The sequence below is a fragment of the Streptomyces orinoci genome, from assembly GCF_003121295.1.
Classification (GTDB): domain Bacteria; phylum Actinomycetota; class Actinomycetes; order Streptomycetales; family Streptomycetaceae; genus Streptomyces; species Streptomyces orinoci.
In genome coordinates this window covers 1,655,481-1,666,708 of the sequence record NZ_PHNC01000031.1, presented here as the reverse complement: position 1 = coordinate 1,666,708, position 11,228 = coordinate 1,655,481, and the positions used below count along the sequence as shown (strand labels likewise).

10 protein-coding genes are annotated in these 11,228 nt (G+C 67.3%); 5 read left to right on the top strand and 5 right to left on the bottom strand.

All coding sequences use genetic code 11. The features are described 5' to 3' along the window. Positions 1-11: 11 nt before the first annotated feature. Together CV755_RS29985 and CV755_RS29980 are read right to left on the bottom strand one after the other, a co-directional pair. Positions 12-995: a winged helix-turn-helix transcriptional regulator gene (locus CV755_RS29985; RefSeq protein WP_109283377.1), complete on the bottom strand. Its 984-nt coding sequence runs from the start codon at positions 993-995 to the stop codon at positions 12-14. 188 nt (positions 996-1,183) lie between these two features. Next, the gene (locus CV755_RS29980) at positions 1,184-1,690 is read right to left on the bottom strand and encodes a DinB family protein (protein WP_109283376.1); all 507 of its coding nucleotides are present in this window, start codon (positions 1,688-1,690) and stop codon (positions 1,184-1,186) included. A gap of 251 nt (positions 1,691-1,941) precedes the next feature. On the opposite strand from CV755_RS29980, the gene CV755_RS29975 reads away from it, so the two are divergent. Both CV755_RS29975 and CV755_RS29970 read left to right on the top strand, forming a co-directional pair. Then, complete coding sequence (locus CV755_RS29975) at positions 1,942-3,642, top strand: M4 family metallopeptidase (protein WP_109283375.1); 1,701 nt, start codon at positions 1,942-1,944, stop codon at positions 3,640-3,642. A 268-nt stretch (positions 3,643-3,910) separates the two neighbouring features. Beyond that, positions 3,911-5,518, top strand: a complete 1,608-nt coding sequence (locus CV755_RS29970) for a M4 family metallopeptidase (RefSeq protein ID WP_109283374.1) — start codon at positions 3,911-3,913, stop codon at positions 5,516-5,518. 195 nt (positions 5,519-5,713) lie between these two features. Here CV755_RS29970 and CV755_RS29965 read toward each other — a convergent pair whose 3' ends face one another. Further along, on the bottom strand, positions 5,714-5,911 hold the full coding sequence (locus CV755_RS29965) for a DUF397 domain-containing protein (protein ID WP_338323716.1): 198 nt from the start codon (positions 5,909-5,911) through the stop codon (positions 5,714-5,716). Between the two features lies 1 nt (position 5,912). Continuing rightward, positions 5,913-6,713 carry a helix-turn-helix domain-containing protein gene (locus CV755_RS29960; RefSeq protein WP_109283372.1) on the bottom strand — a complete coding sequence of 267 codons (801 nt, stop codon included), beginning with the start codon at positions 6,711-6,713 and terminating at the stop codon, positions 5,913-5,915. Positions 6,714-7,003: 290 nt separating this feature from the next. Here CV755_RS29960 and CV755_RS29955 point away from each other — a divergent pair, with 290 nt between their 5' ends. Together CV755_RS29955 and CV755_RS29950 are read left to right on the top strand one after the other, a co-directional pair. Then, positions 7,004-7,423: a hypothetical protein gene (locus CV755_RS29955; protein ID WP_109283371.1), complete on the top strand. Its 420-nt coding sequence runs from the start codon at positions 7,004-7,006 to the stop codon at positions 7,421-7,423. A gap of 654 nt (positions 7,424-8,077) precedes the next feature. Then, on the top strand, positions 8,078-8,977 hold the full coding sequence (locus CV755_RS29950; protein ID WP_241561448.1) for a TauD/TfdA family dioxygenase: 900 nt from the start codon (positions 8,078-8,080) through the stop codon (positions 8,975-8,977). 142 nt (positions 8,978-9,119) lie between these two features. On the opposite strand, the gene CV755_RS29945 is transcribed toward CV755_RS29950, so the two are convergent. Then, on the bottom strand, positions 9,120-9,893 hold the full coding sequence (locus CV755_RS29945; protein WP_109283369.1) for a glycosyltransferase family 2 protein: 774 nt from the start codon (positions 9,891-9,893) through the stop codon (positions 9,120-9,122). 66 nt (positions 9,894-9,959) lie between these two features. On the opposite strand from CV755_RS29945, the gene CV755_RS29940 reads away from it, so the two are divergent. Beyond that, the gene (locus tag CV755_RS29940) at positions 9,960-11,216 is read left to right on the top strand and encodes a nucleotide sugar dehydrogenase (protein WP_109283368.1); all 1,257 of its coding nucleotides are present in this window, start codon (positions 9,960-9,962) and stop codon (positions 11,214-11,216) included. The last annotated feature ends 12 nt before the right edge of the window (positions 11,217-11,228 follow it).

Here is an 11,228-nt window from a genome sequence, read left to right as displayed (position 1 = left end):
GAGAGCGCCCCCTACGGGGCGCTGACCACCGCCCCGAAGGCCGCCGCCATCCGCAGCCCCGCCTCCGGATCCCCGGCGACCGACGTGGTGTCCCGGGCCAGCGCCTCCTCCAAACTCACCGAACCGGCCCCGAGCCGGATCAGGGTGGCCAGGTCCGTACTGAGCATCGCGGCCGGCTCGGACGCGGCCCCCGCCCGCATCTCCACGGCCCCGTCGTCCACCACGGCATGGAAGACCAGCGCACCACCGTTGACCCGGAACTCATAGCTCTCATGGACACCCCGCGCCGCCTCCGGCCGGAAACTGGCGCCAACGGCGCCCACGATCCCATAGCGCCCGCCGGTGGCCTCCAGATGCCCGCCCAGAATGGCTATCGCCCGTTCCAGCACGTCGAGTTCACCGTCCAGCCGGGCCAGACCGCCCTCCAGGGCCTCCCGGACCGGCAGCAGGCGGGAGCCAATGGCCAGTACGGTCCACAGATCGGCGGTGAGCACACAGTCGGGCGCGGCGGCCGGGCCATGGCGCACCTCCAGCGACCCGTCGTCCACCCGCAGATGGAACGCCTCGCCATCGACCCGGTACTCATAGGTCTCATGCACCCCGCGGGCCATCTCCGGCCGGAAACTGGCGCGTACACAGCCCAGCACCCAGCCCAGCCGCAACCGCTCCCCCGGCCGCGGCAGCCCCATCAGCCGCATCCCCCACCGGGACAGCTCGTCCACCAAGGGGCGCATGGCGGCGCCCAGTTCGGTCAGCTCATAGACCGTGGAGGCGGCCGGGGGCGGCAGTTTGGCCTGGGTGAGGATGCCCGCCTCGCGCAGCTCGCGCAGCCGCTCGGCCAGCACATTGGGGCCGATGCCGGGCAGCCCGGCGACCAGGTCCGTATAGCGCCGGGGCCCCAGCAGCAGCTCCCGTACGATCAGCAGGGTCCACCGCCCGCCGATCACATCAAGGGCCCGCGCGGCCGGACAGAACTGATCGTAGCTACGGCCCATAAAGCGACTCGCGCCTTCTCCAACGATAGTTGTGGCTTAGCCATCCATAGTAAGACCAGAGCCGCGCCCCATAAGGGGCGCGGGGCGACTTCACTATGCGGCTCCGCCGCGTGGGCGCGACCAGCCACACCCAACCCGCACCCGACCGCCATCGCCGCACACCGTTGACCGGCCCACGGGGCGAACCCTCAAGCCCCCGTAACCCCGTCAATCGCCTCGCGCAAGAAATCCGCATGCCCGTTATGCCGCGCATACTCATGAATCAGATGCAGCATCACCAGCCGCAAGGACACCTCCTTCTCCCACCGCGGCTGATAACCCCTCACCTCCAGCGACTCCGCCGCCGCCTCGATCCGCCGGGAGTGCTCGATCTCCGTCTCCCAGGCGGTGAACACCTCTTCCATGGTGGAGGCATCCGCATTGAACGCCTCCTGATAGTCACCGACCTCCGACCACAGCCATGGCACCTCCTCCGCGTTGATCACTCGGCGGAACCAGGCCCGTTCGACTTCGGCCATATGCCGCACCAGCCCCAGCAGCGACAGCTGCGAGGGCGGGCTGGCCTTGCGGCGCAACTGTTCCTCGGAGAGCCCCTCACACTTCATGGCGAGCGTGGCCCGGTGGAAGTCCAGGAAAGTGCGCAGGGTTTCGCGTTCCCCGGCGGTCAGTGGCGGGCCTATGCGTTCCACGGTCACGTCTCAATTTCCTTTCAGCGCAGCGTTGTCGGCGGACGGCGCGATGCTACCCGCGCCCGATATGCGGACACCGCTCTTTGGCCAACGGACATTTTCCGGCCAACTTATTGGTGCAGTCCTGACATGTTCATGAGATCGATGGCACTCTGCACCACAACCGACGTCGGACCCCCCACACCCCCCAACCCCCCACCCCCTCACATCGGCCTTGGCCGCATCCCCCCTGCGCGGCCACCGCAGAAGGAGTCAGTGTGAGACCCACCCCCCGACGCTCCCCCAGCCGTCAACGCGCCGTAGCCGGCGGCGCCTTGGTCGCGGTCACCGCGCTGCTCGCCGTAGGCGTCCAGAGCGGCGCCGCCAACGCCGGTACCGAGCAGGCGAAACGACCCGTCCGCCAGCAGCTGATAACCAAGGCGGACCCCGGCGCCCAGCCCGCCAGGCTCTCCCCCTCCCAGCGCGCCGAGCTGATCCGCCAGGCCAATGCCACCAAGGCGAAGACCGCCCGCGAACTGGGACTGAGTTCCAGGGAGAAGCTGGTGGTCAAGGACACCGTCAAGGACAACAACGGTACGGTGCACACCCGTTATGAGCGCACCTACGACGGACTGCCCGTGCTCGGCGGCGACCTGGTGGTGGACGCCACCGCCCATGGCACCGTCAAGAGCGTGACCAGGGCCAACAACGCCCGGCTGGCCATCGCCTCCACCGCTCCCTCCCTCTCCGCCGCCACCGCCGAGCGCCAGGCGGTCACATCGGCCCGGACGCATGGCGCCAAGGCCGACAAGGCCGCCAAGGCGCCGCGCAAGGTGATCTGGGCGGCCAAGGGCACTCCGGTGCTGGCGTACGAGACCGTGGTCGGCGGGCTCCAGGACGATGGCACGCCCAACCAGCTGCATGTCATCACCGACGCCCGCACCGGCAAAAAGCTCTACGAGTACCAGGGCATCGAGACCGCCACCGGCAACACCCAGTACAGCGGGCAGGTTTCCCTGGAGTCCACCCAGTCCGGCGGCCAGTACACCCTCACCGACGGCACCCGGGGCGGCCACAAGACCTATGACCTGGGGCATGGCTCGGACGGCACCGGCTCGCTGTTCACCAACTCCACCGACGTCTGGGGCGACGGCACCGTCAACGACCCCGCGACGGCCGGGGCGGACGCGGCCTATGGAGCCCAGCTGACCTGGGACTACTACAAGACCGTCCAGGGCCGTTCCGGCATCCGCGGTGACGGCGTGGGCGCATACAGCAGGACCCACTACGGCAACGGCTATGTCAACGCCTTCTGGGACGACAGCTGCTTCTGCATGACCTATGGCGACGGCCAGGGTGACGCCAAGCCGCTGACCTCCATCGATGTGGCGGCCCATGAGATGACCCACGGGGTCACCGCGGCCACCGCCAACCTCAACTACAGCGGTGAGTCCGGTGGTCTCAACGAGGCGACCAGCGACATCATGGCCACCGCGGTCAAGTTCTGGGCGCACAACCCCCAGGACCCGGGCGACTACCGCATCGGCGCGAAGATCGACATCAATGGCGATGGCACGCCGCTGCGTTATATGGACCAGCCCAGCAAGGACGGCGCCTCCAAGGACTACTGGGACTCCGGCCTGGGCGGCATCGATGTGCACTACTCCTCGGGCCCGGCCAACCACTGGTTCTATCTGGCCTCCGAGGGCAGTGGCCCCAAGGACATCAATGGCGTCCACTACGACAGCCCCACCTATGACGGCCAGCCCGTCACCGGCATCGGCCGGGACAACGCCGCCAAGATCTGGTTCAAGGCGCTGACCGAGCGGATGCAGTCCAGCACCGACTATGCGGGGGCGCGGGACGCCACCCTGTGGGCGGCCGGTGAGCTGTTCGGCGTGGGCAGCGACACCTACAACAACGTGGCCAACGCCTGGGCCGCCATCAATGTGGGCAGCCGGGCGGGCACCAACGGCTGACCTTCCGGCACCACCGGTTCCCCTTGAACCAGGCGCCGTCCGGGGTGAGTTCCGCTCCCCCGGGCGGCGCCTCACCATGTGCACTCCCTCACACCGAAATGCACCTTTTGACACTATAAGTCCCTGTACACAGCACCAATTGACCCAGCGTTTATGCAACTGGTGCATCTCCAGCCCCGAATTCCCCATCGCGGCGCACGCGAGTTCGATCAAACTTGCGCAGTCGGCCCCACTCTTCGGCCGATGAGTCCACAGATCAGGAGTTCGTGTGCGCAAGTCCCGAATAGCCCGCTCCGGCGCCCGCCGCCCGGCCGTGGCGACCGGTGCGGCCGCCGTCGCGGCGGCCCTGCTCGCCGGCGGCTTCACCGCCGTCCCCGCGCAGGCCGCCACCGGAACCGACGACCCCGCCAAGGCCCTGCACCTGGGCCCCAAGGAGAAGCTGGTTCCCCAGGGCACCATCACGGATGCCGACGGCACCGTGCACACCCGCTATGAGCGCACCTATGACGGGCTGCCGGTCATCGGCGGTGACCTGGTGGTCCAGCAGACCAGGGACGGCCGGGTCCAGGACGTGGACAAGGCCACCGAAGCCCCCATCAAGGTCCCCACCACCAAGGCCAAGGTGACCCCGCCGGCCGCGCGCCGCTCCGCCGAGTCGCTGGCCCCCTCCGCCGCGGGCGGCGGCAGCCCCATCGTCCAGGACCAGGCCCCGCGCAAGGTGATCTGGGCCGCCGGGGGCAAGCCCGTGCTCGCCTATGAGACGGTCATCGGCGGCACCCAGCCCGGCGGCGCCCCCAGCGAACTCCATGTGGTCACCGACGCCACCACCGGCAGGAAGCTCGCCGACTGGCAGGCCGTGGAGACCGGCGAGGGCAACAGCATGTACAGCGGCCGGGTCAAGGTGGGCTCGGTCAAAATCGGCGGCCAGTGGGTGCTGCGCGACCAGGACCGCGGCAATATGCAGGTCTTCAACATGCGCGGCGGCCTGGACGAGGACAGCGCCCCCGCCTTCCGGAACGCCAAGGACGTCTGGGGCAACGGCAAGCCCACCATCGCGCAGACCGCCGCCGTGGACGCCGAGTACGGTGCCGCGGTCGCCTGGGACTTCTACAAGAAGGTCCTGCACCGCAATGGCATCAAGGGCAATGGCAAGGCGCCCAAGCTCTATGTGCACTACGACAACAACCAGGCCAATGCCTTCTGGCTGGACAGCTGCTTCTGTATGCACTACGGCGACGGGCTGGACAACAAGACCCCCGTCACCTCCATCGACATCGCCGCCCATGAGATGACGCATGGCGTCACCTCCGCCACCGCCAAGCTGCGCTACACCAACTCCGAGAGCGGCGGCCTCAATGAGGCCACCTCCGACATCCTGGGCACCGCCGTGGAGTTCTACGCCAAGAACCCCAAGAACCCGGGCAACTACCTGATCGGCGAGCAGGTCAACCTGCTGGGCAACGGTCAGCCGCTGCGCTATATGGACCGCCCCAGCCGGGACGCCGAGGCCAACCGGGCCGAGGGCTGGCCGCCTTCGGCCGACTACTGGAAGCCCGGCATCGGCAAGGAGGACATGCACTTCAGCTCCGGCATCGGCAACCACTTCTTCTATCTGCTGGCCGAGGGCAGCGGCAAGAAGACCATCAATGGCGTCCACTACGACAGCCCCACCTACGACCACAAGCCGGTCACCGGCATCGGCCGGGACGCCGCGGTGAAGATCTGGTACAAGGCGCTCACCGAGCACATGACCTCCACCACCGACTACCACGGCGCCCGCGCCGCCACCCTGAAGGCGGCCCGCGACCTGTACGGCACCAAGAGCAAGCAGTACAAGGCGGTTCAGCGCGCTTGGGACGGCGTGAACGTCAACTGATCGCCTGGGCGGAGGGGTTCGGCCCCTCCGCCGTCACCGGCACGAGGAACTCCGGCGGGGCGGCCGGTTGGCGTGAGCGGATAGTGACGGCGCACTGCCATACGGGACGCCGAATGCCTACACTGCCGTGGTCCGGACAGCACAGCGCGGCTCGCCCCAACACACCTGGGGCGAGCCGCGTTTGTGCGGTGGCGCCTAGTTGGTGATCTCGCCTGCGTAGCGGCTGCGGACAAACGTGGACCAGGCCGCGTCCGAGAAGATCAGTTTCGGTCCGGTTGGGTTCTTGCTGTCCCGGACCGGAATGAGCCCATCAGGCGCGAGGTCGTCAGATACCTCCACGCACTCGTGACCATTGCCGGAATGGGTCGATTTGCGCCAATGAAGGCCAGACATGCTAGTGACGTGTGCAGTGGGCATGGTGCTCCTCACGAGCCTTGCGGATCAGTTCAGTTGACGCTCTCGGTGACAGCACTTCGAGATCCAGGTGATCGTAGAACGCCCTGTATACCCCCACTTCGCTAGGAATCTCCAGGAGGGCACCGTTGAGGCCGCTCTCCCAGTAGACTGCTTCGTTTTTCCCTGGGCGCGATAGCAGCAGGACGGCCCCAATAGCGACAACGCCACCTGGCATGCCTTTGTCGTAGGGCAGGATGCGGAATGTCACGCGGGGGCGCTTGACGAGTTCGAGTGCGTGGGTAAGTTGCGCGCACATGACCTCGTGGCTACCGACGACCCGGTAGAGCGCGGACTCGTCGAGGATGCTCCAGAACCACACCGGGTCGTCGCGGTCGAGGATGCTCCGCCGCTCCATGCGGACCTCGAGCTTTTCCTCTATGTCACCACCGAAGAGGGGGGCAGCAGACTCGAAGATCGCGCGAGCGTAGTCTTCGGTTTGCGTCACACCGGGAAAGACGTGCGCGAAGTGCTGGATGCGCGTGGCCTCCCTCTCGGCCTCCAGGTAGCCGTGAGCCCAGATCGGGAACAGTGCCTGTTGCTGGAGGTCTTTGCGGACGTGGTGCCACATGGCCGCCAGTTCGCCATCTGCCCCCACGGCGTCATCGATCAGCTGTCCAGTTGGTGCGGTGGGAATCTCGTTTCCGAGTTCGATACCCGCGATCATTGCCTGCGAGAGTGGAATCCGCTCACCGAGCTGCTTCTGCGTCAGGCCGGCCGCCTTGCGCCGGTTCCTGAGCATCTTCCCAGCCAGAGAGGCTAGGTTCCGCAGCGGGTCAAGTTCCCTGGCTGCTGGCACAGTTCAGCCCTCCCTTGTATAAGCGAGTCAACTGATACGCGACCCGGAACGTCGATACCCAGAGCATGGTGAGCTAACCCACAGACCCGGATACTGGTTGCCTGAACCGGGTGCCGGTCCCCGAAGAGGCATCCACGCGCTTCGACGGTGCCCTGACCTGACCCCGGTTCTCCCAAGTGCGGCGGCTCGCCGCGCCCCAAGGCTCCACTCCCCGACCACTCCGGAGCTCACCCATGCCCTACTGGCCTGGCACCGCCGTGCCCAATTTGCCCCCGCTCGACGAGACGCCGCGCCCCAGAAAGACCTTGCAGGAGCGGCTGAAGGACGCCCACCCGATCGTCCCGCACCCGATGCCTGGTGATGCGGCCTCCACGGACGAGCAGGCACGCCCGGACCGGGACATCAGCGGCACGACCACCAGCGAGGCGACCATGACCACAAGTGACCCGTACGTCTCCCAAATCACCTTGCTCAAGCGTGACGTTGTCTATGACCCCCGGGCCGAGCAGAGCGCGGTCCCATTGCTCGTTCACTACGACGGCGGGAACACGCACGAGACTCTGCTCATCCTGGACCCGGACCAAGTGATGTCACTGTGGTTCCAGCTCGACCAGGTCATCAACCGCCGAAGCGCCGCCCGGGAGAGCTGGTGACCGGAATGCGCGCATACGGTGATGGCCTGGACGCCTTACGAGACGAACCCCACCCAGCGATACAGGTAAGCGGCACCTTCAGCCGCCTACGAAGCTACGGTGCGAAGCGACCGGAGAAGGCCCGGCGTACGACCAACGCGCGGCCATTCAGGTCGTGTTGGACTGTCAGACCGCCTTCCCAGGTTTGGGGAGTGCGACGGCTCCGCGGCCAGGCGTTGCGTATCGCCGAGAGGCTCAATCCCGGTCCGTACGCAACCTCGACACTGTGCGGCGCCCTTCGCAGGGTCCCCCAACGACTTCCAACGGGACGGCGTTCCAACCTCCTTGCGGAACTCGGCGCATGCCGAGTCGCACCAGGCCACTTACGACCAACTGCGCTCCGGGAAGCCGTTCATTCTGGTCACGGCCGACCACACGGACCTGTACGTACTCGCTGTATGGGCCGTGGACGTCTCTGCGAGTGGTGACGCACTGGCTGGGAGAGAGGGGGCGTGGCCGTCGCCGCTGTGCTGTGCCAACCCTCGCCGGTGACCCTGACGACGCATACGCCTCCGCGGCTACAAAGCCCGACGAGACCCACCCATTGTCGGACCGCTTCGGCGCCCTGGACGGCAGCAGTACCCGAGCAAAATCGGAAAGAGAGGGGAGCTCCGCGTGTTCATCGACATCCCGAGCGAACTCGAAGCTGCTCTGATCGACCTTCCACTCCCACCCTGGGAACTGGACGGTTCATCCTCGGCCCGGTCCACCATGGAGGAGTACCGGACCGAGCTGAGGGCCACCCCGCGGTTCGAGGACACCGCCGCGTCCCTGCGCCATACGCTGACCAGGGCGGGCGGCGGATACGCCGTGCTGCGCCTGGGGAACCTCGCCAAGGCGCTGGGGACCGGCGACCGGTTCCTGCGGCTGGCGACGGCCTTCGCGGCCGAGGTGGCCATCCCCTTCTCGCCCTTCCCGCGGTGGCCCCTGTGGAAGGACATCGGGGTCAAGGTCGATAAGGCCCCCGGCAAGTCCAGCGGCATTGGGTACAACGCGTTCCACATGGACTTGGTGAACGCGACCCTGCCCCCGGACTACACCACGCTCCTGTGCGTCCGCCCCGACCCGCTCGGCGGTGGTCTCAGCCTCCTGTCCGACGCCCACGCGGCAGTTGCGCGGCTGTCGGGGAACAGCCGCGCCCTGCTGGCCGAGACGGCCTACCACTACGGGACTTTCTTCGACCTGTACGGCGTCGGCGAGGAGTACAAGCCGTTCCCAATCTTGGACGGCTCCGCCGCGGACGAGGGGTTCGTCCGCTTCACCGCCAAGATGCTGGAGAGGTCCGATCTCGGCCGAGCGCACGCCGATGCCGCCCAGGATCTCGCTGCGGAGCTCATCCAGGGGCAGGTCTCCTTGATGCTCCAGCCCGGGGACTACCTCATCGTGAACCAGCGCCGCTTCCTGCACGGCCGGGAGGCGCTCCGGAGCGGTCAGGAGGCCGTCCCGGTCGCCGACCGCCGACTGCTCCTCCAGTTGTTCCTGCGCGCGCCAGCCGACGTCAGCTCGGCCGCGTAGCTGACCGGTCGTACCGGTATCCCGCCGAGTCCCACCCCCGGGCCCAGCCGCCGATCACGCGGCACGGGCAACGGGGCGGGGACGCGTCGAGCACTTCCGGAAGCGGCCGCGCACCGGGCTTTCCGGGTGCTCGTGCGCGGCTCTAGATGCGCGAGTTGCGCAGCGACTGCCACACGTCTCCGCCCAGCGCCCGCAGAGAACGGGGGACCGACAGGTGCTCGTGTTCGCGATACAACGCCCAGTTGTAGGGGACCAGCGAGAGCTTGTTGGACGACAGCGACCCTGGCCGGTGAGCCCGGTACACCGCGAGCGGCTCGGCCAGTCCACGAGCCTTGAAGCCATCCCGCAGGATGCTCAACCACAATGCGTAGTCCTGGCGCTTCGGCATTTCCGGCATGAGCCGTGTGCCAAGCACCGTGCGGTCGTACATCGCCGTCAAAGCGCCGATGTAGTTCCGGCGCAGCATCGCGGAGTAGTCCACACATGGCCGGGCCGGCACCACCCGCCCATTGGGCACGAAGTCGGCGGCCTCACCGGCGTAGCCGGCATCCATCTTGAAGTAGGACGTGTACGTCAGCGGCGCGTCACCCGCCTTCGCAAAGTCGAGCTGCCGCTTCAGCTTCTCCGGCAGCCACAGGTCATCGGAGTCGAGAAAGGCGACGTAGTCCCCACGGGCCCGCTCGATCGCGAGGTTGCGGGCCCGGCCTGCACCGCCCCTGTCGGGTGCCGACTTCGGCAGGACGCGCTCGTCCTGCTCGGCGAACTCGCGGAGCAGGTCCATGGAGCCATCGGAGGACTGGTCGTCGGTGACCAGCAGCTCCAGGTCGCTGTGGGTCTGCGTGAGCACCGATCGGACGGCTGCGCCGAGAGTCGTCGCCGAGTTGTACACGGGCATCACGACAGACACCAGGGGCACAGCATTTCTCCTTGCCAGACCAGGAACGACGGTCCATTCAAGCACCGCCATCGAGTAGGAGCTGCCATGCAGGTAGTGGTCGCTGGTCAAGGCTACGTAGGGCTTCCACTGGCCGTACGCGCCGCAGAGGTGGGTCACCGTGTCATCGGCTACGACGTGGACCCGCAGCGTGTCCAGCAGCTCGCCGCCGGTCAGTCCTACGTGGAGGACGTGGCCTCCTCGCGGCTCCGCGCGGTGCTGGACACCGGGGCCCACTCGCCGACTGCCGACGCTACCGCGCTGGCCGGTTTCGACATCGCGGTGATCACCGTGCCGACCCCGCTGCGAGACGGTGTGCCGGACCTGACGTACGTCGAGACCTGTGCGCGGACCCTTGGCGAGCACCTGCGCCCCGGCGGGACTGTGGTCCTGGAGTCCACGACCTACCCCGGGTGCACCGAGGAGCTGCTTCTGCCGGTCCTGGAGAAGGTGTCGGGCCTGCGGGCTGGGGAGGACTTCCTGGCCGGGTTCAGTCCCGAGCGCATCGCTCCGGGGAACAAACGCTGGTCGTTCGACGGGACACCGAAGGTGGTGTCCGGGATCGACGCCAGGTCTCTGGAAGTGATCAAGGGTTTCTACGACGGCATCTTCCGGACCACGGTCCCGGTGTCCGGGCCCAAGGTCGCCGAACTGGCGAAGTTGCTGGAGAACACCTTCCGGCTGGTCAACATTTCCCTCGTGAACGAGCTTGCGACGCTGGCAGCACCCCTCGGCGTGAACATCTGGGAGGCGATCGACGCCGCCGCGACCAAGCCCTTCGGCTTCACGCGGTTCACCCCGGGGCCGGGAGTCGGCGGGCACTGCCTGCCCGTCGATCCGCTGTTCCTCTCGTGGAAGGTCGAGCAGGAGCTGGGGGTCCCCTTCCGGTTCGTAGGACTCGCCGACGACGTGAACCGGCACATGCCCGATTACGTCGTCCAGCGTGTCGTGGACGGCCTCGACAAGCGCGGCCTGTCCGTCAAGGGATCTCGCATCCTGCTGCTCGGCCTGACCTACAAGTACAACGCCACCGATCTCCGCAACTCCCCTTCAGCGCGGGTCGCCGAACTTCTCATCGACCTCGGCGCCGAGGTCCGCGGTGCCGACCCGAACGTCCCGGAGAGCGACACCCGCAAGCTGAACGTGCCCCGGGTCGATGCGAGCCCTCATGAGGTGGCTGCCGCTGACGCCGTGGTGCTCCTCATGGACCACACCCGGTTCGACCTCGTGATGATCGAGAAAAATGCACCGTATGTACTCGACTGCCGAAACCGCCTGTCCGGAGCGAACGTCGAGACCCTGTAGAGCTTTCTGAAC